Genomic DNA, 23,864 nt, shown 5'->3' on the forward strand with positions numbered 1-23,864 from the left:
CTGAACTGGAAAAACTTCCTATCTTTGTACTGTAATCATTTTAATTACAGTATGGTCAAAAGTAAGTTTGCAATATCAATTCACATCCTCAGCCTGCTCAGCCTATCTGAGTCAGAATGGCTGTCGAGTGATATCATTGCAGGTTCACTTAATACGAACCCCGCCCTGGTGCGTAAGGAACTGGCAGCCCTGAAAGAGGCTGACCTGGTTGAAGGCAAGGAAGGGAAAAATGGGGGTAGCCGCCTGACCAAACCAGCAAACAATATCTACTTGTCCGATGTTTTCCAGATAGTAAAGGAAAACCACATCTTCGGCTTCTCTCCTAACCTTCCCAACCCTGCCTGCCCTGTAGGCAGAGAGATCAATGGAGCGCTGGAAAGCCTTTTCGATACCATCGACCAGGCTGTATATGAGAAACTGAAGCATACCACACTGGCGGAATTCAGCGCTCAGTTTGTGACCTGATTTTTTTTGTATCAAACTGTAACAATTTTAATAACAATAATAAAAATAGTAATACAATGAAATTAACTATCGTAGGCGCGTCTGGCTTTATTGGCGGCGCATTATTAGCTGAAGCACTGGAAAGAGGACATGAAGTAACTGCTATCGTGCGTAATCCGGAGAAGATCACTATTACGAGTCCTAAACTGACCGTAAAGCAGGGTGATGTAGCTGATGCTGACAAACTTGCTGAATTGGTAACAGGCACTGAGGCTATTATTAGCTCTTTCAATGCGCATGATACCCCTACTTACCTGAAACTGATCCAGGGTCTGGCAAATGGTGCAAGAAAAGCTGGTATCAAGCGTGTGCTGGTGGTAAGTGGCGCAGGTAGCCTGGAAATAGCGCCGGGTAAGCAATTACTGGATACACCGGAATTCCCGGCAGAGTGGAAAGGTGGTGCAACTGCTGCCCGCGAAGGTTTCTACTGGCTGAGAGAACAGAATGACCTGGATTGGACGGTGATGAGCCCTGCGGCTTATATCTTCCCTGGAGAACGTACCGGTAAGTTCCGTTTGGGTAAGGATACCCTGGTTACTGATGCAGAAGGTAACAGCAAGATCTCAAATAAGGATTATGCGGTAGCGCTGATTGATGAAGTGGAGAAGAACCAGCATGTGAAGGCAAGGTTTACTGCTGCTTACTAGGGTGGTTGTAAAAAAGAGGAGTATCATTTTATTGACACTCCTCTTTTTTTATAAATGTCGCAGCTTTTCTGAAAATGGGTTTCACTACCGTTGGTGAATTCCCTCTTTTATGAATGTTTTATAAATGTCGCAGCTTTACCGGGCTGACGCCGAATTTCTTTCTGAATGCAGTACTGAAGTGTTGCACAGAGGAAAACCCTAATTGCTCTGCTATCTCCGTCACTGACTGTGCAGCGGCATTCAATAATCGCCGCGCCTGCTCCATTTTATGATCATTCAGGTATCCAAACACAGTATTATCAAACACCTGTCTGAACCCGTTCTTCAGTTTAAATTCATTCAATCCTGCTGCTCTTGATAACTCTGTAAGGGATGGTGGTTCCTGCATTTGTTCCAGTAACAGGTCTCTTGCATGAAAGATCTTTTCCCTGTCTGTGACTGATAAGAGGTGTTTTTTATCACGTGCATCATCCGCCTGTTCCTGCTGTTCACATTGCAGGGCCAGCAACTCTATTACTTTAGATTGGAGAAATAGTTTTTTATGTCCTCCCTGGAACTGACAGTTCCGGATCTCATCCAGAATCATCAGCATGCGGGTAGTAATAGGATGATTCGTCTTTTTATTCAGGATAATCGGTTTATTGCCTGCCACATTATTTGCCAGCATATCCAGGATGCGGCCGTTATTGTCGGCCAGCTGCAGGAATCGTTCTTTGCTGAAGTTCATCCCCACTACTGCCAGTCCTTCCTGCTTAATGATATGCGCATTCTCCACTCCTATCGGGTTGAAAAACAGGTTATGTTCCAGGGTACCAAACACCCGCTGGCGGTCATAACCTACATTGGTATTGAAATGCCCGCGTACCATAAATAACAGCGAAACGGAAGGCACAGCTTCTGTGGCATTCACATGAAGGTTCTCGTATACAGAGGCATCGCCGGAGAAAATATGGTATCCGTCAAAAAAGGTTTCCCGGAACACCGCCTCCCCAAAGTGGTATTTGATCTCCTGCCGCTCTTCTACCAGTTTGGTAGAGACGAATTTTTCCTGAAGGTCGTCCCCCATTTCCTCTTCGAGCAATAATTCATTTATATCATTCCTAATCTGGACACCCATAATAATCCGTTAAATATAAAATTTAATCCTTTTCGTGTAACAGTTAACCAGACGGTGTGCATCACCTTTGCACAAAACTAAATATTATATTTACATGATCGGAATATTCAAGACAAATATCGATACAGACCTGGATAAGTTGAAAGTTATTTCAGCCATCCACCAGGAGTTCCGAATTCAAGCCTGCACTGTAGATATTGAAGATTGCGATAAAGTATTAAGGGTTGTTGGCCAGGAAAATCATGTGAATGAAGCCCAGGTTATTTTTCTTTTACAACGCATGGGTTATCAATGTGATATACTCGAATAGTGAATATTTTAAAAAATTTCTTTGCCAATCTATAGGGGTAACCCCAATATCCCACGTCATATACTCGTCATAGATACTAAGCGTGTTTAAATTATAACAAGCGCACTTACAACATTTGTAAAATTTATAACTATCAAATCCTTTTATGAAGACAAGGCTAGTAAAGCTACTGTCCATTGGCATTCTATTGCTTTGGGCGCTACAGACAAATGCGCAGCAACGGTTTACATTAAGCGGATATGTAAAAGACCAGCAAAACGGTGAAAGCCTGATCGGTATCTCCGTTTCCAAAGCAGGAACAGGACTTGGTACTGTTACCAATGAATATGGCTTTTATTCCCTAACACTGCCTGCCGGCGAGCATGACATTCAGTTCTCTTATATAGGCTATGCACCGATTAAGACACATATTTCCCTGAAAGGAAACCAGAACCTGGACATCAAACTCGATAAGTCCAGCAATCAGCTGAATACCGTAACTGTAATCGGCGATAAACAAGAGAAGGCAGTCAACACATTGAATACCAGCATTAACCGTCTGGACATTGCCCAGATGAAAAAGATGCCCACCTTTATGGGTGAAGTAGACGTACTGCGCTCGATCCAGACCCTGCCCGGTGTACAAACCGTAGGTGAAGGGGCCAGCGGCTTCAACGTACGTGGTGGCGCAGCAGATGAAAACCTGATTCTTCTGGACGAAGCACCGGTATATAATTCTACCCACATGCTCGGGTTCTTCTCAGTATTTAACCCGGATGCGGTAAAAAGCGTAAACCTCATTAAAGGTGGATTTCCGGCAGAATACGGCGGTCGTACATCTTCTGTACTTGATATACGAATGAAGGACGGGAACAACCAGAATCTGGCTGTAAACGGCGGTATCAGTAATGTATTCAGCCGTCTCTCTATCGAGGCCCCTATCGTAAAGGATCAATCTTCCTTTATCATAGCAGCCCGCCGTTCTTATATCGACATCCTCATGAAGCCATTCCTGAACGGAGATATGAAGGACACCAAACTGAACTTCTATGATATTACTGCAAAGGCAAACTTCAAACTGAATAAAAGCAATACCCTCTTCGTGAGCGGTTACCTCGGAAGAGACGTATTCGGTTTTGGTACAGATGTGAATATGAACTGGGGGAATAAAACGGCTACCGTAAGATGGAATCACGTGTTTAACAACAGGCTGTTTATGAACCTGACTACTTTTTATAGTAACTATGATTACAGTCTTGAATTTAACAATGGTTCTACAAAAAATGAAAGTGATAATTACCAGGCTTATAACTGGACTTCCAATATCATCAACTACGGTGTGAAACCAGGTTTTACCTACTATTTGAATGCAAGGAACAGCGTGCACTTCGGGGTACAGGGAACCTACTACACATTCAAGCCGGGTAAGGGTGTAAGCCAGGATGGTGCAAACACCAACGTCAAGAACCTGACACAGCAACATGGCCTGGAAGCAGCAGTTTACATTGATCATGAATGGAAACCGAGTAAGAAATTTGGTGTACAATACGGTCTCCGCTTATCTCAATACGATTTCCTGGGCAACAGTACAGCTTATTTCTACAACGACACCACACCAGGTGTACGTAAAACACTCACAGGCAGCAAGACCTATGGCTCCAATGACGTGATTAAGGCCTACCGCTACCTGGAACCAAGAATTAACGTTCGCTATGGTATTAATGACAACAATGCTGTGAAAGCGTCTTACAGCCGTACTACGCAGTACATGCACCAGTTGTCCAATACCGCCTCTCCTACACCACTCGATATCTGGACACCAAGTACCAACAACGTACAACCACAGGTTGCTGATCAGTACACATTGGGTTATGCATACGATGCGTCAAATGGTAAGTATGAAATCTCTGCTGAAGTGTTCTACAAAAACATGGCTCACCAGCTGGATTACATTGACAACGCGAACCTTCAGCTGAACCAGTACATAGAAGCAGACCTGCTGCCAAGCAAAAGCCGCTCTTATGGTATGGAACTGATGGCGAAAAAAGAAATCGGCAGAACCACTGGCTGGGTAAGCTATACCCTTTCAAAATCTGAACGCAAAACAGAAGGCATTAATCAGAACGAATGGTTCCTGAACCGCTACGACCGCACACACAATGTGAACGTAGTAGTAACACATGAAATCAACAAACGTACTTCCTTCTCTGCTAACTGGGTATACGCTACCGGTACACCAACTACGTATGCTGATAGCCGCCTGGAGTACCAGGACTGGGATATTCCATACAACAGTACTGACAAACGTAATACTTACCGCATGCCAGCCTTCCATCGTCTGGATGTATCACTGACGCTGAAAGGAAAGCAACAGCGCCGCTGGAAAGGTGAATGGGTATTCTCACTGTACAATCTGTACGCCCGCCGCAATGCTTATAGCATCTACTTCCAGCAGAATAAAGATGACAAGACCAAGAGAGAAGCCGTTCGCCTTTCTATCATCGGTTCTGTCATCCCGGGTATTACTTACAACTTTAAATTTTAATCGTCATGAAGAAGAAATTTTTCCGACTCTCCATATTAGCAGCGCTCATTACAGGGTTTAGTGCCTGCACAGATGTAATTGACCTGAATGTTCCTGAAGGTACTTCTCATCCTGTACTGGATGCATGGATCACCAATGAACCAGGTGCGCAGTATATCAGGTTTACAAAGTCTGTATCATATACACAGTCAGGTGCAACACCAATTATCAGTAATGCCATTATCACCCTGTATGATGAAACGAGCGGTGATATATATCCATTTGTATTTACTGATTCAGTTTATAAATGTGATCCTGCCAGTGGTCAGATAGGACACCTTAACCATACTTATCGCCTGCGTGTAGAATACGATTCCAATGTATACGAAGCGACTGACACCATTAAGCCGGTAGCAACGATTAACAAAATCGACTATAAGTATAAAAAGAAAGGTGATGATGGTGCCAGCAAGGATGGCTATTATGCAAGGTTCTATGCTACAGATATGGCGGGTCAGACAGATTATACCTGGATCAGATCTTACAGAAATAGCATGACCAAAGGCAATCTCCTGGAAGATAACTACGTAATTGATGGAGGATTCTCCGAAGGTTTATCTGATGGACAGGAATTCCCACAGTTTGTAGGTGAGAGTGTAAATGACTATGACCATCCTTTCCTGAAGGGAGAGCTGGCAATTGTGAAACTACGTTCATTGACTTATCCAAGCTATTTTTGGGTAACATCTGTTCAAACACAAATGCGTGCAGGTGGCCTGTTTGCAACTGTACTGGCCAATGTAGGCACTAACCTGAAGAATGTCACCGATGGTGGCAGCAAAGGCAAACTACTGGGATGGTTTGGAACCTCCGCAGTAAGTTCAGCTACAATAACTACGAATTAATTTTTCTTTGATAAGGGAGAGGGCTGGTAAGGCCAATTCAACACACCTTACTGCCCGCTCTCCTTTCTTCTCTCTCACTTTTCTTTAAACTTAATTTTTATGAAAAAAGCGCTGTTGGCGCTGCTGGTACTGATATCAGTACAGCAGGCCTGGGCTCAGACTGCCCAAACTGAAACCTTATTTTCAAAAAAATCTGGTTCCACAAAATTTGGTGCGTATGGAGTGCCTGCGGCCAATTTAACATCGATCGGTGGTAATTTCGCTGTTATGACCGGAGGTTATGGTGGGATATTCATCAACAAGAAGTGGATGTTTGGTGCCGGAGCTTATTCTCTGGTAAATAATATCACTTCTACGTATGCACCAAGTGCGACCCCGGGATTAAAACAGTATCTGAACTTCTGGTACACCGGCCTTGCGGTAGAATATACCCACAATACTGATCAGCTGATTCACTGGACAGCAGGTGCACTGGTAGGTGGCGGTGCCGTAGCAAGAAGGAATAAAGAAACATTCAACCTGGATGACAACGAATATAAGTACCACACGTATGACAGGAGCGGGTTGTTTGTGGCAGAACCATTTGCCAATATAGAATTAAATGTAACCAGTTATCTGAGGCTGGACCTGGGAGCGACTTATCGCTTTGTACAGGGTTCTAATACGCCAAATATTTCTAACGGAGATCTGAGCATGGCTTCTTTCCATTTTGGAATTAAAGCCGGTAAGTTTTAAAAATTACTTGTGCCAGGCATTGCTATCTGTTCTGTCTTGTTGTAATGGGTGGCCGAAGGATGGCATGCCTGTTTTAAAGTGATTACCCATTTTCCAATTAGCCACGGGTATGGCCCCTTTCTTATGGAAGGGGCCTTTTTTATTCATCTAAACAATTGTTTTATATAGCATTACAGGCTCTCCCACTTGAATATTTGAAAATAAATTTTGCAATTACGAAAAGTATCGTACATTTACTTACGAAGATATTCGTAGATCAATAATCATTGAAAATAAATGAGTACAGCAAAAAATAATAAACCGACGGAAAGTGAACTGGAGATTCTGAGAATCCTGTGGGAGAAAGGTGCCGCTACGGTAAGGGATGTGCATGATGAGCTGTCAAAAAGTAAGGATGCCGGGTATACTACCACCCTGAAGCTGATGCAGATAATGCATGAAAAAGGCTACTTAGAAAGGGATGCCAGCAGCAAAACGCACGTATATACTGCTGCGATTTCACAGGAAAATACCCAGCAGCAATTACTGAACAAAATGATTGATACCGTATTTAATGGTTCTGCTTCTCAGTTAGTCATGCAGGCCCTTGGTCATCATACTTCTTCGAAAGAAGAACTGGACAAGATCAGGCAGTACCTGAATGATATAGAAGACCAGCAAAAAAGGTAAACTCAATTTCTATGACAGCACAATTTGTTCTCCCTACAATTCTGATCCAGGCTTTTGGATGGGCGCTTTTACATTCCCTGTGGCAGGGCTTCCTGATCTTCGCCTGTTTGCGGATCGTACTGTATGTGTGGTCGCACATGAGTGCCAGGATCAAATATAACCTGTCGTACCTGTCACTGACCGGCATCTTTGCCTGGTTTTGTATTACACTCTGGCAACAGGTGAATGCTGCAATACGTGTGCGGCAGGCTACCTGGGTCATGATTGAAACGGGTGTGCGGCAAAGGCACCTTGAGATGCCCGCTATTTATCATAGTGAGAACACCATCAAACACTTCATTCCGCAACTGGAAATGTGGTTCCCGCTGTTGTTCGCTCTTTATGTAACGGGAGTAGCTGTCATGAGTATCAAACTGGTAATGGATCTGGTACAACTAAAAGAGATCCGTAACAAACAGGTGCTGCCGATAGATACGGTATGGGAAAAGCACCTGGAGCGGCTGGCGGCGCAATTAAGGATTCCCCGGAAGGTGCAGTTGCTGATCTCCACACACGTTCAGGTGCCAGTCATGATAGGTTTTCTAAAACCTTTGATCCTGCTGCCTGTAGCCATGTTCAACAACCTGACTGCCGAACAGCTGGAAGCCATTCTCCTGCATGAGCTGGCACACATCAAACGCAATGATTATCTACTCAATATCTTCCAATCTATTGTTGAAACAATCCTGTTTTTTAATCCTTTCATCTGGTGGATCACTAAAAATATCCGGCTGGAAAGGGAACACTGTTGCGATGACCTTGTTATTGCAAGTCAGGTGCAACCCCTGCAATATGCCAAAGCGCTTGTAGCATTAGAAGAATACCGGTTAACAGTTAATGCACTTGCCATGGCAGCGGCAGATAATAAACAACATCTATTTCACCGCATTAAACGCATCATGGAAATGAAAACAAAGAACATTAATTATACTCAAAAACTGTTGGCTGTATTGATTATCGCCCTTGGTCTTATCACCATAGCATGGTTGAATCCAATACAGGCAAGAACAAAAAAAGCAGTTAAGAAAACGCCTGCACCTGCAGTACTGACAAAGATCTCCAGGGCATACATGGTGGATACAACAAAGCCTAAAGCAAATACCCACAGAGAAGAACAGGACCAGGACAAACTTGACCATGAAGCCCTTGCTGCCGATGCACAGGCAGCAACAGCCGAAGCAATGGCGAATGTGAACTGGGAAGACGTGAATAACGATATCTCTGCGGCGATGAAAAATGTAGACTGGGATCAGATTAACAGGGATGTTGCCAATGCAATGAAGAATGTGGACTGGAACCAGATCAATAGCGATGTTGAAAATGCAATGAAAGAGATAGACTGGAATGCGATCAATAAAGAAGTGAAAGAGAGTTTGAAAGATGTGAAGATGAATACTAAGGTTAATCATAATGTCAATGTAAATATAGACACGAACAATATCCAGGAAAGTATTCGTATGGGCATGGATGCTGCCAGGGCAGCGATCAGGGATGTAGCAATTCCTGCTGCCAAGATGGGTATAGCATCTGCAAGAGCGGCCATGAACAGCCAGGAATTTAAGGATGCGATGGAAAAAGGCCGTCAGGAAGCAGCTAAGGCCATGCAGGAATCTAAAAAGCAAATGCAGGTAGCAATGGCCAGTGCGAAAGCTGAAATGCAAAAACAGCGCATTGCGGAAAAGAAAATGCACGAAGATATGGCGCATGCCAAAGCAGATGGTCAGTACAGGGAGATGATTGATAAAATGGCTGCTGATAAACTGATTGATGCTGATAAGGGTTATAAGATCGAGAAAAAAGATGGGAATCTTTATATCAATGATGTAAAGCAATCTTCAGAGGTGGCTGATAAGTATAAAACGTATCTGAAAGCAGCAAAGAAGTTATCTATTCTTGGGAAAGAGGATAATCTGACTATCAGTGTAGAAGAGTAAGCACCTTGCATGGCTTATTAGGTATTCTGCCTGACTACTAAGGGTTTCGGTTGGTTTACCAAGAGCCTGGAGGCTACTATTTGAAAAATTCTTCTTCTTTAAATAAAAGAAGAAGAATTTTTCAAATTATAAGATAAGTGTTCCCATTGGTTATTAGATATTTCCCCTGGCTACTAAATGTTCCACCTGGCTTACTAATAGTTCTGTTTGACTCTTAATACCCTGGTTTAGTATCCTGGTTAACCCCGCTTGCTTTTAAAAATACCAAGATCATTTTGGGGCTTTCCGCCAAAGCCTGTCATTTATACCGCGCTACTGCCGTTCCTACGGCAGTAGCGTTTTTATTTCATAGTTCCCCCTTATCTTTATGTCATAAACTAACCACAGGATGAAGAAGATTTTTCAGGGTATACTGATGATGTTACTGGCTACAGGAGCTGTAGCACAGGAAAATATTAAACCGATTCAGGACTTTACTGTTCTTAAAAATAATGCCGCCACACCTGTCAAGGATCAGGGACAAACTGGTACCTGCTGGTGTTTCTCCTCGACTTCGGTGGTGGAATCTGAATGTCTGAGAAAAGGTCTCCCTTCACTGGATCTTTCAGAAATGTACGTTGTGCGCAACATTTACATGGAGAAGGCGAAGAACTATATTCACCGCCAGGGCTTTACCCGCTTTGACGAAGGCGGTCTGGCACATGACTTCATTCATGCTGCAGCAACCTATGGCCTGGTACCTGAGAACGTGTATAGTGGTCTGAAAGACGGACGTACGCGACATGATCATGGTCCGATGGTAGAAGAGATGAAGGGCTTCCTGGATAGTTTGCTGAAGGTAAAGAGACCATTGCCTGACAACTGGACTGAGCGCGTAAGCAGTATTCTGGATAAGTACCTGGGTGCGGTTCCGGCTTCCTTTACATACAATGGAAAAAACTATACGGCCCTGACTTTTGCAAAGGAAGTGGTGAAGTTTTCACCTGATGATTATGTGAACCTGACTTCATTTACAGATCATGCTTACTATGCACCTTTTATTGTGCAGGTTCCTGATAATGTGTCTAATGGGGCTTATTACAACCTGCCGCTGGATGAGATGGTGAGTGTAGCCAAAACGGCTGTAACGAAGGGATATACAGTGCTGTGGGATACGGATATGAGTAATAGAGGATGGCTGACGGGTAAGGGATATGGTTTATATCCGACTGAAGATTCACTGTTAAAGAAAGTTCCTTTCAATCCGGATCTGAGTGAGAAGGTGGCGACTGCGGCTGACAGACAACGTTTGTATGAGGAGCTGATAACAGAAGATGATCACCTGATGCAGATTACAGGCTTAGGTAAGACAGCAGGTGGTAAGGAGTTTTTTATTGTGAAGAATTCATGGGGTCCGAAGGCGGGGCCTTTTGAGGGGTATATGCATGTGTCTCTTCCTTATTTTGCGATGAATACGATTACGATGGTGGTGCCAAGAGCTGTGCTGGATAAAGGAACGCTGAGTAAACTGGGCTTGAAATAAGAATAAGGCAGTTATTGGCTTAGATACAATGCAGGATTTTAGTTTACATCACAAAAGGTATTCATTGCATCCGATACAGTAATTGCCATACATATCCAAATAAAAAGCCGCTCCAGTCCTAAGGCTGGAGCGGCTTTTTATTTGCTGGCATGGGTTGCAAAAGGCAATATCTTTATTTATATAGTGATTGAATGGCTATTAGTGCGAGACTTCGAAGGTTCTGAAGTCCTGTACCTGCCCCGGTTCGATTGTAATACCTGTTACCTTGGCTAGTGGCGGTCCCTGACGACACCAGGCGATGAACGCTTCCATTGGCGCCTCCTCCCCTTCTGCGGCAATCCAGACACTACCATCGGGTAAGTTTTTAACCTGTCCTTTGATATCAAGCCCATCTGCGGTCCGCTTGGTATTAGTTCTGAAGAAGACACCCTGCACCTTGCCTTTTACAATAATGACTTTGTGTATCTTTTGCATTGTTGTGCTGTTACTGTTGTAAAATATGTGTTGTGAACATATTAAATCTACGAACAGTCAGGGGGAATTTAAAATTAATCTGCCAGGTGCCGGCAGGACCTGACGAATAGCAGTTTGGGAGTAGCTGACAGCCGCTTTCTTTTGCAACAAATGCCTCCATTTCTACTCCAACCTCATGCATCACTACGCTGCATAATTAAACAACGTATGCTCATGCCCACGCAATGCTTCATCTCCAAAGAAGAACTCCTTCACCGTCTCGTATTGCCCGCCTGCCGCTGGTTTCCGCAATAATGTAAAACTCTTGCACTGAAAACTGCGCACAAATACCTGGTTGTAAAAATGATCATATACCAGATCAAACTCACGGGTGTTTATCCCCCTGGCAATCGTGATATGCGGTTTATATGGAGAAGATTTGATATCGAATTCCTGCAGAATCCTTTTGTGCAATTCTACTATCGGCTTAGGATTCGCTACATTGATAAAGATCGTGCGCTTATCCTCCTGCTGTTCGAAGTGATCAAAACGGGAAGTATATAAGGTGAACCCTGATTGTCTGCCGGCAATAGTATCTAAAAGGCTGACAAAATCATCCTCAAAACGCACTGGAAATACAGAGCGGAAAAGACTGATGTTAGCCTGTGAGAATTGGGTATTGCCCATACCCAGCTCCTGGGCGATCATCCGCTTTAAAGCCATTACATCATTGTTGATATGAGTACCGGGATCAACTACCAATAAGTAGTCATACAATAATTCCTGTTCAGGAATGACGTTATTATTTGTAATCATAACCAAATAAGTTTTGAACTTAAAGTGTATTGGTTATTTGAATATTGACATTACAAATATAGAGTCTTTATTTTAGAATTGCTAATTTATTTAGCAATTTTTGCTAATTATTTTCTTTTAATACTAAAAACGATAGCAAGCACCTCCATAAAAAAACCGATACAGCAGCCATATAAATGGCTACCATACCGGAGTAAATTAAACTATGTATTGGCTTATGCCAGTGCTTTAACGATTGCTACGAAATCAGCAGCTACCAGGGATGCACCGCCGATCAGACCACCATCTACGTCAGGGCAGGAGAACAGCTCAACAGCATTACCTGGTTTCGCGCTACCACCATACAGGATAGAGATGTTCAATGCAGCTTCGCGGCCATATTTAGCAGCGATCTGTGCTCTGATAAAGGCGTGCATGTCCTGCGCCTGTGCTGCGCTTGCAGTCAGACCAGTACCGATCGCCCAGATTGGCTCATAAGCGATCACAACATTCTTCAGCTGCTCAACTGTCAGATGATACAGGCTTTCTTCCAGTTGTTTTGCAACATATTCATTCTGGGTTTCAGATTTTCTCACTTCCAGTGGCTCACCGCAACAGAAAAGTGGTTTTAAACCATTCGCCAGGGCCAGGTCAATCTTTTTAGCCAGTACCGCGTTGCTTTCCTGGAAGTATTCTCTTCTTTCAGAGTGACCCAGGATTACGTAGTCTACGCCTACAGACTGCAGCATTTCAGCTGATACCTCACCAGTATAAGCACCAGATTTTTCTGACGCACTGTTCTGTGATGCCAGGAAGAAACCAGGATTGTTCTTTATTAACGCTTTTGCTTTCACCAGATAAGGGAAAGGAGTCGCAAATACTACTTCCTGTCCTTCCTTTAAATGCAGACCTGCAGCCAGTACGTCATTGATCAGTTGCTCACCCTGCGCGAGGGTCAGGTTCATTTTCCAGTTTCCTGCAACGATTTTTTTTCTCATATTTATCGCTATTGTTAATGATATATTGAATCTAAGATTTCACTTTTGTATATACAGCTTTCAGCAGCCGCTCTTCCACATCTCCCAGTTCCTGTCCTTTAAACCGCATCCACTGTCGCGCATCCCGCAAAGCCTCCATTTCCCTGTAAGGTTCAGGCTGTACCCCACCCCATGAAAAGGAAGGCACGAACTTAGGCGGGAATTCGCTTCCAAAGATATTACACGAAACGCCAATTACAGTGCCCGTATTAAACATTGTACCGATACCACTCCGGCTATAATCGCCCATGATCAGCCCACACTTGGTGCCGGCAGGGATCGCCTCATTCTTTGCCTCGACCCAAACCCGCACTGTACCGGCGTTGTTCTTCAGGTTGGAATTAGTGGTATTCCCTCCCAGGTTACACCACTCACCCAGCACAGCATCTCCCAGGTAGCCATCATGGCCTTTGTTGGAATAGCCCAGCATCACTACGTTCTTGATCTCTCCTCCCCCTACACTACCAGGTCCCAGCGTGGTCGCACCATATATCTTAGTACCCATCTTCAGTACTGCCCCCTCACAAAGAGCCAGCGGACCTCTGATGAGACACCCTTCCATTACTTCAGCTCCTTTTGCAATATAAATAGGCCCCGTCTTTCCGTTCAGTATACTGTGTTCTACCACAGCACCCGGCTCCAGGAAGATATTTTCCGCACCACTCACCTGGTTAGATCCGGGTATCGGGGCAGAAATACGGCCTTCCGTAAGCAGGGAAAAGTCCTGCCGCAAAGCACTATCATTTAATCGAAAAATATCCCATGGATACGTCAGCTGCTGTACTGATTCCTGATAGTTCAGATGCTCAACAGCAGCAGAATGATGAACCGTCAAGGCTGATGAATCCCCACCAGGATGCCCGGAATCACCAGCAAACAGATCAGAATCGCCAGCCAGTAATGAATCCACACCCAAAGAACCGGCACCACCCGCCTCCAACAAACCACGCCCCTCCAATCTCATACTCCCCGCTACCACCACCTTCGCCACCAACATCCCCTCCCTATACAACTCCTGCCCCGTTCTTAATGCCTGAACCGCCGCTACCAACTGCCTATCCGGCAATACATGCCCATTGATCAACACACATTGATCCTCTGCATTAATAACCTGAAGGGGGAATTTTTCCTGCAAGTAAGGAAGGGTCAGAAAGCTGGCGCTGGCATTAAGCCACCGCTCCCATTTTTCTCTTATGGTAAGTATCCCTACACGGATGGCCGCCACCGGCCGGGTATGAGTGAAAGGGTACAACAAATCGCGTGCAGGAGTGTCAAAAAGAATATAACGCCGCTCCATAAGGGGATAAAAATAGAAAATCCCATCGAAAAAATCGATGGGATCTCCATTAAATTATTTGACAGGCCTGTACTAGGCTTTCTTACCGTAGCGTTTGTTGAACTTGTCGATACGACCTGCTGTATCCACCAGCACGTTCTTTCCAGTGTAGAAAGGATGTGAAGTATTGGAAATTTCAAGCTTGATCACTGGATATTCGTTACCATCTTCCCACTTGATAGTTTCTTTAGTAGGAGCTGTAGACTTGCTCAAGAAAGTATGTCCATTAGACATATCTTTGAATATTACAAACCTGTAATTTTCCGGATGGATTCCCTGTTTCATCAGAATTTTAGTTTTCTTTTTTTTTACCAGATGCAACCTTCGCATATTCATTCTTCTACAATCGATGAACGCTAATGCCAGGTTTCATACCAATATTTATAATACAGGCTGCAAAGGTAATTATTTATTTTAAATTTCCAGACTTTTAGACTGAATTATTTTAATCTTTCATATTCACATACTGAAGCGGAATGTTCAGATTGCCCGTTCTCAGTAATTGTATAACCTCCTGAAGATCATCTCTCTTCTTACCAGTCACGCGTACGATGTCGTCCATAATAGCCGCCTGTACCTTTGAGCCGGAATCCTTAATCATCTTCACGATCTTCTTGGAATCTTCCTGCTTGATGCCGTTGCGTACGGTAATATCTTTTTTTACCACTTTACCACTCTGGTAATGGGCTTTAGTCAGGTCATAAATATTTGCATCCAGACCCTGCTTGATCGTCCGATTGAGCAATACATCAATCACCTGGTCCAGTTTCATTTCGCTCTCTACTTCAATAACCAGACTCAGATCTTTCTTATTGAGTTCAATATTGACATGAGAACCTTTGAAATCGTACCTGTTGGTGATTTCCTTATTTACCGTATTTATCGCATTGTCAAGTGTCTGTGTATCCACTTTGCTAACAATATCAAAGGATGGCATAATTGAATAATTTTTTGTGACAGAAGGCAAATATAAATATGAATTAGGAAATAGCGACCATTGTAGCATATAAAAAGAAAAACCCCGGAACGTTTTCCGGGGTAATTCCCTTCCTAGGCAGGGAACAGTGTCACTTGAATCTACAAGCGACCAACAACTCTCTTTTTCTATTAGTCTATCTTCGTCACCTTTGAGGAGCCTGAAGATGACTGGTTAATGGAAGGATTACCTTTGTAACGAATTTTCGCACCACCAGACACGCTGATGTCCAGTTTCTTCTCTGCATTCACTGCCAGGTCACCACTACCAGACACACCTACCTCAACATTCTCAGATTTCAGGGCCAGTGCATCTACACTCGCAGATCCTGATATACCATATTCAACCTTTGTCACATTCCCTCTCAATGCTATCTTGGTAGAACCAGATACACCTATCTCCAGCTTTTCTGCATTCAGTTCCATATCAATGATCACACTACCGCTAATCCCCAGTTCTACCTTATCCCCTTTCAGCGTTCCCTTACTATAAAAGCCACCAGAACCGCTTGCTGCCAGCTCCTTTATTTCTGCCATGCTAACATTTACAGTGATCTTTTGTGTAGGCTTAATATCGTAACCTTTTTTTACATGCAGTTGCAACTCGCCGTTTTCTATATCTGTTACGATATAAGGCAGTAAATTATCATCCGCCTCTATTTCAATGTTCGTACCTGAACCAGGTGTGATATATACATTGAAACTACCAGAAGCTGCAATGCTTTTGAAGGCAGAGGCAGATCTTGATTCTTTTTTAATAGTTCCGCTGCCGGTTATACGATCTTTTTGTGCAAATACATTTACACTGGCTAACATGAGCATGAGGAATGCAATAGCTGTCGTTTTCATAAATTGTGTTATTTAAAAGTTTATAAGGGGATGGAATTAGTTTGATCCGAATGAAACATCACTGTATACACCGTTTATTTCCAGTGTAGGCGATTGTTCACTACCTGTGGAGGTAATCGCATTATAGCTAACCCTGGAAGCTTTCTTCACAGAGCTTTCACTCTTCATCGCCAGGCCATTATTGCGCACATCACCATTGTTCAGCGTAATCCTGAACTGCAAAGGAATACGGGCAGGCATTCCCTGCAATTTGATATCTGCATAAGTAAGCGTGATCGACCCACCTTTGAAATTATTCCCAAAGCTCTTCACTTTCAGATCTCCATACACCAGCTTTGCATTGAGTTCTCCCATTAATTCACCGATTGAAAAATCCGAATAATTACATCCTATGTTCAGGGTGCCCGCCTTTACAACTTTATAATCATCATAATTCGACTTTGAATCCAGCGCGCTCACTGTACCCAGTTCATATTCGGAATAGTTCGACCTTGTATTGAGGGAGCCGATATTATCACATTTCAGGTTAGAATAATTAGCCCGGACAGTAAGTGCATCTGCTTTGCCAATACGGCCCTTATCGCAATAATTCATATTCAGCGTTAACGACTTTTGCACTTCCTTAATATCGTAGGTACAATAGTTTAAACCCATCGTAGCAGGAAAACTCAGTACATCTGTAAACACATCTCCGAAATTATTATCCAGCTCCAGCTTACGCAGGTTCTCAGGCACGTAAACTTCATAATCAATATTCACATAGTCCTTGCTATCTCTTTTAGCTCCCCAGTTAAACAGCTTACCTGTTCCCAGCGGATGATAACTTGTTTGCAGGGAGATCTCTCCGTTCGCATTGCTCTCTTCAATGTCTACCATGTTCGCAGAGTTCTGCGCCTCTGAAGGATTCTTACCAAAACCGGTGATGGTGATGATCGCCTTCACATTGCCCTGCTTCCAGGTATGAATAATGATCTTGCCATATTTATTAGATATAGCCAATACCGAATTACTGCCATTCGCATATTCTTTCGCTATCACTCGTTTGAATTCACTGTCCCCTTTTTTCCCAAATGCCATAACTGGCAATAACAGTAGTAGTAGTATTTTAAAGTTCTCTTTCATAATTTGACTGCTTTGGCTTAACGGGCTGTTTCTCTCTCAACTCATCAAGTATTTTATCAAGAAGGTCCAGCTTCAACTGATAATAGCGGACCATAGCTGCTTTAATTCGTTCATTCCCCGGGTTCTGAATCAGTTCCGTTTCCAATACCTTATAGGTATCATTGCGTAGTTCCAGTTCCTTACGGGCAGCACTATCCAGGCCCAGCACGGCTGTTGGATAGGCTTTGATTTCAGACAGGCGCTTTTCTATCTGGGAAGTATAGTACATACCGGCCTCCTGCATCTCTGGCGAAACTGTTGCTACCTGCTGTTGTTTCTTCGTTTGCAGGAACTGGAAGATGACAATAGTATTCACCACGAGTACCAGTACTACTGCTACTTTGAGCCAATTGCGCCCCAACATTTGCAACACTTTTCCTTTTTTCTGTGGTACCAGCTCCTTCTCAAGTTTATCCCACAAAGCGGGCCTGGGTCCGGGCTGCTCAAAATCTGAACGGTGTTGCCTGATAAAATCCTCAAAACTCTGTTCTGGCATCAGCGTATTGCATTTTTTTGTTTAATGATCTGCCGCACTTTATCTTTTGCACGCATGTATTGCGTTTTCACAGTAGACTCGGTTATATCCAGCATGGCAGCTATCTCCTTATGGGAGTACTCTTCAAAGATGTAAAGGTTCAGCACAGTACGGTAACCATGCGGTAAACCCTGTATAGCATCCCTGATAGCGGAAACTGTCCAGGCAAAACTATCTTCGTCCAATCCTCCTTTCTCTTCTGCGACTTCTATATTGTCCACTTCTTCGAAATACACTTTCTTCCTGCGCAGGTGGCTCAGACAGTGGTTTACCACGATCCGCTTGATCCAGGCCGTTACACTACCCGCGTTTTCAAGGCGGTCAATGTTCCGGAAAATCTGCATAAAAGCTTCCTGCAGTGTGTCTTCAGCATCAGCCACATTACCAGTCATACGCAGACAGATGTTGTACATTGCTTCTGAATAAGCATTGTACAGCTCGCGGAACGCGCGAACCTCTCCCTTTTTGCACTGGGCTACCAGGTGATCTGTTATTATAGTCTGATTCAAGTTGTTGGCTGATGCTTGCATAATAAAGACAATATTTTTAAAAAAGGTTGCACCGCTGATGAAACTTTTTTGGGGAAATTCAAACCAAAAGCAGTCAAATAATTAAAAATCAAACGATTAAGGCTTAAAAAAAGGACGTAACCAAGGGGCTACGTCCTATCCATCCTTATATTTACCTAAAAAACAGGCCGGTGTTAATTGCTCTTCACACGGTTTTGTTCGTCTTCCAGGCCGGTCTTGTGATTACGTGCAGCCTTTATATTCATGTTACCAAAGCGGTAATTGAAAGCCACGCGAACCTGTCTTGACTCCCATTTGGAATCGACTGACATAAAGCGACCAGCATTGGTGAATGTTCCGCGGAAGCGCTGTTGATTGAATACGTCGTTTACTGTCAGCTTCAGACTACCTTTCTTATGCAGGATAGATTTAGACAATCCACAATCAAGTCCATACATAGGCTTCATTCTCATTAAACCTTCATCTGCAATCTGGGAAGAGAGATAGAAGAAAGTAGCTTCTGCTGTAATACCGTAAGGCAGTGTGAAAGTGTGTTGGGTACGGCCCATGAAACCACCGGATTCCACATTGACCAGGTTATTGTCTACCACGGTAGAATACTTCGCATACAGCCCCTGGAGGTAAGTATAGCTGTTCCACCACTTCGTGATCGGGAACGGCATCGAAATACTAAAGGTGAAGTTGTCAGACTTTGCAATGTTCAGGTACCTGTAGCGAAGGATGGATGTATCGCCGGTGGCCGGATCTTTTTCTGACTCTGCTACCTGTGTCATTTTATTGGATGCATGTGCATATGCGACTGAAGTGGTCAGGAACTGTTTGAAAGTATGGCTTAGTTCGAAATTATTACTGTAAGAAGGCTTCAGGTATGGGTTTCCGGCAATCTTGGTATATCTGTCCAGGTAGAACTCGAAAGGGTTCAGATCTTCATAATCAGGACGCTGTATACGACGACTGTAGGATATGCCCAGCTGATGATCCTTCGCTACGTTGTAACTCATAAACACACTTGGAAACAGGTTGAAGTAGGTCGTATCTGTCACTTTAGAAATGGTTACAGAGTTCCCTTCAATGTGTGACAACTCACCACGCAGACCAGCCTGCACTGACCACTTCTTAAACTGTTTGGAGAAATTGATATAACCAGCGTTCACATTTTCCTTATAAATAAAATGGTTGGAACGGTTATAATCATACACCCAGTTGTTGAGACGTAATGAGTCAAAACGTGCATCGTTATCGGATTTCACAAAGCTGAATTTCAGTCCTGCTTCCAGTTTAGCCTCGTGTTTCAAAGGATTGACATAGTCAGCTTTGAATGTTTTGATTTCGATTGTAGAAGGCTGCATGTTACGGGTAGTATCGCCGTGTGAAAATTCTTTCCCGCTGGCATCATACACGTTTGAGAATGTATTCAATCGTTTGCTGTCATGGTTACGGGCATAGTCCACATCAATGCTCAGTTCCTTGCCGGCCGTATCCAGTATACCTTTATAATTCAGGTTATAGGCCATCCGGTTCCAGTCACCGGGATTCTTTGAATCAGTGCGCAGTGTGGAGTCTACCATACCACCACTACCAATCATGGTAACGGAATTGGATGGCATAGAATAATTTCTCAACCCGGCATCGACCATTACTCCGATCGTGTGGTTTTTATTGATAAAATAATCCACGCCTACTTTGGCTCCATTGTAGTCAGAAGTCTGGTTGTGAGTGTTCCTGTTATCAAACACATTCACCTTACCTTCTGCAGGATAGCTGCGATATAATAATAAGGTCTGGTTGTTCTGACGGTGGCTGTAGTTATAAGAACCAAACACATTATACTTCGCATTACGGTGGTTCAGGTTCAGGCTACCATTATACTTAGGCGTTGCGCCGTAACCACCACCCAGGGTAATACTTCCATTGGTACCTACAGTATTGTTCTTTTTCAGTTTGATGTTGATGATCCCGGCGTTGCCCGCTGCATCATATTTGGCGGAAGGATTGGTGATCAGTTCTATTTGCTCAATATTGCTACTGGGCATACTTTTCAGCAGCGCGGCAACGTCCTGGGAACTCATGTTGGTGAGTTTTCCATCAATCATGATAACAACCCCGTTTTTACCTTTCAGGCTGATGTTATCATCTTTATCTATAGTGATACCTGGTGATTTTTCCAATACCTCCATGGCATTGGCGCCGGCTCCTACCACACTGTTTTCTACATTTACAACCATCTTGTCTACGCGCTGTTCTACGAATGGCTTTTTACCAGTCACGTTTACGGCTTTCAGGTTGCGTGTATCAGTGCTCAGAGAGAGCGTATTCACTTTTACAGGTGAGTTTTTTATTTCGAATGGCTGACTATAGGCTTTGGTCATACCTACATAAGCGGCAGCTACCAGGTACTTCCCTTCTTTTACAGGTTCAATTTCATATTTACCATTTACATCTGCAATCGCTCCTTTTACAAGGGAGGAATCTGATGCTTTTAATAAGGTAATAGTTGCAAACTCTACCGGCTTATTCCCGGTTTGAACAACCTGGCCGGACACTTTTCCCGTACCTGGTGTCTGGGCATAAGTCGCAGTACCCAGGGTCATGATTGATAAAATAAAAGCTACTGTCTTCATATAAGGCGGATTAAGGATTTCTAAGTTTCTGTTTTTAAATGTGTTAAATAATATAGAACCTTTATTAATATAGTTCCTTTGTTAATCAACTACAGTGTAAAGGTAGGTAGTTTGTATTGCATAGTACATAACTTTACATAAACGGTCATCAGGTAGGGATGATTGGTAAAATTTGTTTTAATGAGGTTTGTTTAATTACCTTATAAAGAAGACGGGAAAAGTTGGAAAAGGTTGCAAAAAAAAACGCCTCTACTTAGAAGTAGAAGCGTTTTATAATGAAATAATATCAGTTTTTACCATTTGATGCTATCCAGTACATCGGACAATTCCTCCTGTACCTTCTCGAAGAAAACTCTTTCTTCTTTGCGGATGTGGTCTTCAAGACTACGAGCCAGCAGATCCAAAGCAGCTATCATATCTTTCTCTTCCGTTACAGTAAGGGCGCTGTACATGCGGGAGATAGACGAGTGTTCCTGGTGTAGTTCTTCCAGGAGTCTATCAATTTCCGGATCTTTTCCCTGGCACAATTCAAAAAGATATTCTTCTTTCTGAATGTGTGGCACCATTACTTCCTGAAACACTTTTACGATATACGCAAGTTTCGCATCAGTTTCAAGTGGAAAGCCTTCATAGGGAGCAGCATCGTTTTTAAGATAGCGACATACAAATAATAAGCGCTGGTGCTCCTGCGAGAGAGGCACTAAAGTAGAATGACGTTGCATGTTTAGGATATGGTTTTAGCCGAATTATAAAGTTTACGGCAATACCAGATCAGCACAGCTCCGCCTATTACCATGAGTGTAGAAATGATCTCAGCCTGGGTAGGATGAATTCCGAAAATGTCATATTTAGTGTTCACTCTAATCTTCTCGATAAAAAATCGCTCGATACCATTCAGCACCAGGTAAATACCGAAGACCATGCCCGGTACCTTTATCTTTTTGCGGATACTCCATAGTAATGCAAACAACAGCAGGCAGGCGATGATCTCATATAATGCAGTTGGATACACAGAAATAGGCAACACACTGCAATACCTGCCGGTACAACCGGGCATCAGTACTCCTTCATTAATAACATTATGCGGATAGCCGTACGCAAAGAACCAGTCTGGCAGGAAGCTAAGACCGGAAGGTTTGGGAAAAGCTGCGTGCGGAATATGTTCCAGTCCACCGTACTGGCGGGCAAAGAATTGCTCATTCGCCTTGAGTACCTCCTGGAATTTGGAGGGATCTACCTGGTTTACATGACCGGTAGCATCTGTCACATATGCGCTGTTATAAATACCCCAGTCACCATCGCCGGAGAAGTGGCAGCCCATACGGCCGATACCATAAGCCAGCATCAAACCAGGAGCAGCACTGTCTATCAGTTGCAATACATTGATATTCTTTTTACGTGCATAGCGGATGATCACAACGCTTGCCACGATCAAACCACCATAGAAAGTCAGACCACTGAAAGAAAGCAGGGAACCGATGGGATCCTGTACAAAATCGCCCCAGTTTTCCAGGTTGTGAAAAACCTTTGCTCCGATCAGGCCAGCAACAGCAGCCATCACAGTAAAATCAGGTACCCGCTGGTAAGGGTGCACCAGTTCTGTAACAGTAACTTCTTTTTCTGCCTTATTTTTCTGTCCACTCCTATATTTAAGGTACGCAAGCGCAGCACCTACGATGATACCACCAACGAGACTACCTCTGGCAGACATGACGAAAGATTGCAGATCCTGGGATACATTTTCCCAGTCAGACACAATCCCTATTATTTTAAAACCAAGGATAAAACCAATTACACCATTAATAATGATGTCAGTGGTACTTACAGGTTTACCTTTTGTAATTTTTTCAGGAACCGCTTTCAATAATCCAAGACGCTCTCTCCTCTTCAATTCACTGGTCAGGGTATAGGCGGCTGCAAGGAATGCAATAGCGACAAAGAAACCAAAGGTCTGAAACAGTTTAAGAAAAGGAAGTTCTAAACCCAACAGATCCTTGAATGCGTAAAATAAATTAGGATACATAGCCAAAAAAAATTGGTGATCTGAGTTTTCCTATGAACAAAGCCGAATTAGTCAGGAAGGAAAATCAAACCACCAAAGTAAGCTGTAAAAATCGCAAATTCCAAATCATATTTACGTTTAATGTGAAATGCCTGACACAAAAATTAAATATATTTAGCGCCAGGCATTCTACATCTTACGTAAGCCGATCTTAGCAATATTGTTCAAAAGCGTCTACCAGGTTCGCTGCAATCATCTGAGCAGGGCGACCTTCAATCATGTGACGCTCAATGAAATGCACCAACTGTCCATCTTTAAACAACGCGATAGCAGGTGAAGACGGAGGATAAGGCAGCAGGTGAGTACGGATCTGCTGAATCGCAGCAGTATCAAAACCTGCAAAACTTGTAGTCAGTCTGTCTGGCTTCTTTTCGCTGTGCGCTACAGCCATCAACACACCCGGACGTGCACTACCAGCGGAACAACCACATACAGAGTTGATCATCACCAGTGTAGTACCAGCACCCTTTAATGTCTCATCTACCTGATCAGGTGTCAGCAATTCTTCAAAACCATTATCTGTTAACTCTGCCTTCATCGGCATTACTAATGCTGCTGGATACATATGAGTATAATTTTTTTGTTCGTCAATTTCCACAAAGTTAAACAATCAGCGGATAAATAG

The 23,864-nt window shown here is 43.4% G+C and carries 25 protein-coding genes; 9 read left to right on the forward strand and 16 right to left on the reverse strand.

The window, feature by feature from the left end:
* The first annotated feature begins 51 nt into the window (after positions 1–51).
* Together U0033_RS10320 and U0033_RS10325 are read left to right on the forward strand one after the other, a co-directional pair.
* A complete protein-coding gene (locus tag U0033_RS10320) occupies positions 52–465 on the forward strand; it encodes an RrF2 family transcriptional regulator (protein ID WP_072356813.1) in 414 nt (137 codons plus the stop codon).
* Positions 466–521: 56 nt separating this feature from the next.
* Positions 522–1,151: an NAD(P)-dependent oxidoreductase gene (locus tag U0033_RS10325; protein WP_072356812.1), complete on the forward strand. Its 630-nt coding sequence runs from the start codon at positions 522–524 to the stop codon at positions 1,149–1,151.
* Between the two features lie 118 nt (positions 1,152–1,269).
* Here U0033_RS10325 and U0033_RS10330 read toward each other — a convergent pair whose 3' ends face one another.
* Entirely contained in the window at positions 1,270–2,268 is a 999-nt protein-coding gene (locus tag U0033_RS10330; protein ID WP_072356811.1) for a helix-turn-helix transcriptional regulator, read from the reverse strand.
* 94 nt (positions 2,269–2,362) lie between these two features.
* On the opposite strand from U0033_RS10330, the gene U0033_RS10335 reads away from it, so the two are divergent.
* From U0033_RS10335 to U0033_RS10350, 4 genes are all read left to right on the forward strand, one after another.
* Positions 2,363–2,578: a hypothetical protein gene (locus U0033_RS10335; RefSeq protein WP_072356810.1), complete on the forward strand. Its 216-nt coding sequence runs from the start codon at positions 2,363–2,365 to the stop codon at positions 2,576–2,578.
* Between the two features lie 145 nt (positions 2,579–2,723).
* On the forward strand, positions 2,724–5,102 hold the full coding sequence (locus U0033_RS10340) for a TonB-dependent receptor (protein WP_072356809.1): 2,379 nt from the start codon (positions 2,724–2,726) through the stop codon (positions 5,100–5,102).
* 5 nt (positions 5,103–5,107) lie between these two features.
* Positions 5,108–5,986, forward strand: coding sequence for a DUF4249 domain-containing protein (locus U0033_RS10345; RefSeq protein WP_072356808.1), 879 nt, complete (start codon positions 5,108–5,110; stop codon positions 5,984–5,986).
* Between the two features lie 99 nt (positions 5,987–6,085).
* On the forward strand, positions 6,086–6,721 hold the full coding sequence (locus tag U0033_RS10350; protein WP_072356807.1) for a hypothetical protein: 636 nt from the start codon (positions 6,086–6,088) through the stop codon (positions 6,719–6,721).
* 3 nt (positions 6,722–6,724) lie between these two features.
* Here the strand turns inward: U0033_RS10350 and U0033_RS10355 are convergent, their stop codons facing one another.
* Entirely contained in the window at positions 6,725–6,868 is a 144-nt protein-coding gene (locus U0033_RS10355; RefSeq protein ID WP_177318521.1) for a hypothetical protein, read from the reverse strand.
* A 129-nt stretch (positions 6,869–6,997) separates the two neighbouring features.
* Between U0033_RS10355 and U0033_RS10360 the strand changes: the two genes are divergently transcribed.
* The 3 genes from U0033_RS10360 to U0033_RS10370 all read left to right on the forward strand — a co-directional run bounded on the left by U0033_RS10360 (position 6,998) and on the right by U0033_RS10370 (position 10,885).
* On the forward strand, positions 6,998–7,390 hold the full coding sequence (locus U0033_RS10360) for a BlaI/MecI/CopY family transcriptional regulator (RefSeq protein ID WP_072356806.1): 393 nt from the start codon (positions 6,998–7,000) through the stop codon (positions 7,388–7,390).
* Positions 7,391–7,401: 11 nt separating this feature from the next.
* Complete coding sequence (locus U0033_RS10365) at positions 7,402–9,363, forward strand: M56 family metallopeptidase (RefSeq protein ID WP_072356805.1); 1,962 nt, start codon at positions 7,402–7,404, stop codon at positions 9,361–9,363.
* 388 nt (positions 9,364–9,751) lie between these two features.
* On the forward strand, positions 9,752–10,885 hold the full coding sequence (locus tag U0033_RS10370) for a C1 family peptidase (RefSeq protein WP_072356804.1): 1,134 nt from the start codon (positions 9,752–9,754) through the stop codon (positions 10,883–10,885).
* Between the two features lie 198 nt (positions 10,886–11,083).
* Here U0033_RS10370 and U0033_RS10375 read toward each other — a convergent pair whose 3' ends face one another.
* The 14 genes from U0033_RS10375 to U0033_RS10440 form a co-directional block, all read right to left on the reverse strand.
* Positions 11,084–11,359: an acylphosphatase gene (locus U0033_RS10375; RefSeq protein ID WP_072356803.1), complete on the reverse strand. Its 276-nt coding sequence runs from the start codon at positions 11,357–11,359 to the stop codon at positions 11,084–11,086.
* Between the two features lie 183 nt (positions 11,360–11,542).
* Positions 11,543–12,154, reverse strand: a complete 612-nt coding sequence (locus U0033_RS10380) for a 2'-5' RNA ligase family protein (RefSeq protein ID WP_072356802.1) — start codon at positions 12,152–12,154, stop codon at positions 11,543–11,545.
* Between the two features lie 215 nt (positions 12,155–12,369).
* Positions 12,370–13,131, reverse strand: a complete 762-nt coding sequence (tpiA, locus tag U0033_RS10385; protein WP_072356801.1) for a triose-phosphate isomerase — start codon at positions 13,129–13,131, stop codon at positions 12,370–12,372.
* Positions 13,132–13,162: 31 nt separating this feature from the next.
* On the reverse strand, positions 13,163–14,467 hold the full coding sequence (locus U0033_RS10390; protein WP_072356800.1) for a putative sugar nucleotidyl transferase: 1,305 nt from the start codon (positions 14,465–14,467) through the stop codon (positions 13,163–13,165).
* Positions 14,468–14,539: 72 nt separating this feature from the next.
* Entirely contained in the window at positions 14,540–14,791 is a 252-nt protein-coding gene (locus U0033_RS10395; RefSeq protein ID WP_072357075.1) for a type B 50S ribosomal protein L31, read from the reverse strand.
* Between the two features lie 160 nt (positions 14,792–14,951).
* Positions 14,952–15,443 carry a YajQ family cyclic di-GMP-binding protein gene (locus U0033_RS10400; protein ID WP_072356799.1) on the reverse strand — a complete coding sequence of 164 codons (492 nt, stop codon included), beginning with the start codon at positions 15,441–15,443 and terminating at the stop codon, positions 14,952–14,954.
* A 170-nt stretch (positions 15,444–15,613) separates the two neighbouring features.
* Positions 15,614–16,330, reverse strand: coding sequence for a head GIN domain-containing protein (locus U0033_RS10405; protein ID WP_072356798.1), 717 nt, complete (start codon positions 16,328–16,330; stop codon positions 15,614–15,616).
* 36 nt (positions 16,331–16,366) lie between these two features.
* Positions 16,367–17,452, reverse strand: a complete 1,086-nt coding sequence (locus U0033_RS10410; protein ID WP_143150578.1) for a hypothetical protein — start codon at positions 17,450–17,452, stop codon at positions 16,367–16,369.
* The gene (locus U0033_RS10415; RefSeq protein ID WP_072356796.1) at positions 17,436–17,987 is read right to left on the reverse strand and encodes a hypothetical protein; all 552 of its coding nucleotides are present in this window, start codon (positions 17,985–17,987) and stop codon (positions 17,436–17,438) included. The genes U0033_RS10410 and U0033_RS10415 overlap by 17 nt, the downstream gene beginning before the upstream one ends.
* A complete protein-coding gene (locus U0033_RS10420) occupies positions 17,987–18,556 on the reverse strand; it encodes an RNA polymerase sigma factor (protein ID WP_072356795.1) in 570 nt (189 codons plus the stop codon). The genes U0033_RS10415 and U0033_RS10420 overlap by 1 nt, the downstream gene beginning before the upstream one ends.
* A gap of 173 nt (positions 18,557–18,729) precedes the next feature.
* Positions 18,730–21,177: an outer membrane beta-barrel family protein gene (locus U0033_RS10425; protein ID WP_072356794.1), complete on the reverse strand. Its 2,448-nt coding sequence runs from the start codon at positions 21,175–21,177 to the stop codon at positions 18,730–18,732.
* A 293-nt stretch (positions 21,178–21,470) separates the two neighbouring features.
* Positions 21,471–21,899, reverse strand: a complete 429-nt coding sequence (locus tag U0033_RS10430) for a hemerythrin domain-containing protein (protein WP_072356793.1) — start codon at positions 21,897–21,899, stop codon at positions 21,471–21,473.
* Between the two features lie 2 nt (positions 21,900–21,901).
* On the reverse strand, positions 21,902–23,200 hold the full coding sequence (locus U0033_RS10435; protein ID WP_072356792.1) for a prolipoprotein diacylglyceryl transferase: 1,299 nt from the start codon (positions 23,198–23,200) through the stop codon (positions 21,902–21,904).
* Between the two features lie 190 nt (positions 23,201–23,390).
* The gene (locus tag U0033_RS10440) at positions 23,391–23,804 is read right to left on the reverse strand and encodes a BrxA/BrxB family bacilliredoxin (protein WP_072356791.1); all 414 of its coding nucleotides are present in this window, start codon (positions 23,802–23,804) and stop codon (positions 23,391–23,393) included.
* Positions 23,805–23,864 lie beyond the last annotated feature (60 nt).

Source organism: Chitinophaga sancti (genome assembly GCF_034424315.1).
Taxonomy (GTDB): domain Bacteria; phylum Bacteroidota; class Bacteroidia; order Chitinophagales; family Chitinophagaceae; genus Chitinophaga; species Chitinophaga sancti.

What these genes read in the sequence shown, in the direction of transcription:
- U0033_RS10320 (WP_072356813.1), top strand. Translation starts at nt 52, where the DNA reads ATGGTCAAAAGTAAGTTTGCAATATCAATTCACATCCTCAGCCTGCTC.
- U0033_RS10325 (WP_072356812.1), top strand. Translation starts at nt 522, where the DNA reads ATGAAATTAACTATCGTAGGCGCGTCTGGCTTTATTGGCGGCGCATTA.
- U0033_RS10330 (WP_072356811.1), bottom strand. Translation starts at nt 2,268, where the DNA reads ATGGGTGTCCAGATTAGGAATGATATAAATGAATTATTGCTCGAAGAG.
- U0033_RS10335 (WP_072356810.1), top strand. Translation starts at nt 2,363, where the DNA reads ATGATCGGAATATTCAAGACAAATATCGATACAGACCTGGATAAGTTG.
- U0033_RS10340 (WP_072356809.1), top strand. Translation starts at nt 2,724, where the DNA reads ATGAAGACAAGGCTAGTAAAGCTACTGTCCATTGGCATTCTATTGCTT.
- U0033_RS10345 (WP_072356808.1), top strand. Translation starts at nt 5,108, where the DNA reads ATGAAGAAGAAATTTTTCCGACTCTCCATATTAGCAGCGCTCATTACA.
- U0033_RS10350 (WP_072356807.1), top strand. Translation starts at nt 6,086, where the DNA reads ATGAAAAAAGCGCTGTTGGCGCTGCTGGTACTGATATCAGTACAGCAG.
- U0033_RS10355 (WP_177318521.1), bottom strand. Translation starts at nt 6,868, where the DNA reads ATGAATAAAAAAGGCCCCTTCCATAAGAAAGGGGCCATACCCGTGGCT.
- U0033_RS10360 (WP_072356806.1), top strand. Translation starts at nt 6,998, where the DNA reads ATGAGTACAGCAAAAAATAATAAACCGACGGAAAGTGAACTGGAGATT.
- U0033_RS10365 (WP_072356805.1), top strand. Translation starts at nt 7,402, where the DNA reads ATGACAGCACAATTTGTTCTCCCTACAATTCTGATCCAGGCTTTTGGA.
- U0033_RS10370 (WP_072356804.1), top strand. Translation starts at nt 9,752, where the DNA reads ATGAAGAAGATTTTTCAGGGTATACTGATGATGTTACTGGCTACAGGA.
- U0033_RS10375 (WP_072356803.1), bottom strand. Translation starts at nt 11,359, where the DNA reads ATGCAAAAGATACACAAAGTCATTATTGTAAAAGGCAAGGTGCAGGGT.
- U0033_RS10380 (WP_072356802.1), bottom strand. Translation starts at nt 12,154, where the DNA reads ATGATTACAAATAATAACGTCATTCCTGAACAGGAATTATTGTATGAC.
- tpiA (WP_072356801.1), bottom strand. Translation starts at nt 13,131, where the DNA reads ATGAGAAAAAAAATCGTTGCAGGAAACTGGAAAATGAACCTGACCCTC.
- U0033_RS10390 (WP_072356800.1), bottom strand. Translation starts at nt 14,467, where the DNA reads ATGGAGCGGCGTTATATTCTTTTTGACACTCCTGCACGCGATTTGTTG.
- U0033_RS10395 (WP_072357075.1), bottom strand. Translation starts at nt 14,791, where the DNA reads ATGAAACAGGGAATCCATCCGGAAAATTACAGGTTTGTAATATTCAAA.
- U0033_RS10400 (WP_072356799.1), bottom strand. Translation starts at nt 15,443, where the DNA reads ATGCCATCCTTTGATATTGTTAGCAAAGTGGATACACAGACACTTGAC.
- U0033_RS10405 (WP_072356798.1), bottom strand. Translation starts at nt 16,330, where the DNA reads ATGAAAACGACAGCTATTGCATTCCTCATGCTCATGTTAGCCAGTGTA.
- U0033_RS10410 (WP_143150578.1), bottom strand. Translation starts at nt 17,452, where the DNA reads ATGAAAGAGAACTTTAAAATACTACTACTACTGTTATTGCCAGTTATG.
- U0033_RS10415 (WP_072356796.1), bottom strand. Translation starts at nt 17,987, where the DNA reads ATGCCAGAACAGAGTTTTGAGGATTTTATCAGGCAACACCGTTCAGAT.
- U0033_RS10420 (WP_072356795.1), bottom strand. Translation starts at nt 18,556, where the DNA reads ATGCAAGCATCAGCCAACAACTTGAATCAGACTATAATAACAGATCAC.
- U0033_RS10425 (WP_072356794.1), bottom strand. Translation starts at nt 21,177, where the DNA reads ATGAAGACAGTAGCTTTTATTTTATCAATCATGACCCTGGGTACTGCG.
- U0033_RS10430 (WP_072356793.1), bottom strand. Translation starts at nt 21,899, where the DNA reads ATGCAACGTCATTCTACTTTAGTGCCTCTCTCGCAGGAGCACCAGCGC.
- U0033_RS10435 (WP_072356792.1), bottom strand. Translation starts at nt 23,200, where the DNA reads ATGTATCCTAATTTATTTTACGCATTCAAGGATCTGTTGGGTTTAGAA.
- U0033_RS10440 (WP_072356791.1), bottom strand. Translation starts at nt 23,804, where the DNA reads ATGTATCCAGCAGCATTAGTAATGCCGATGAAGGCAGAGTTAACAGAT.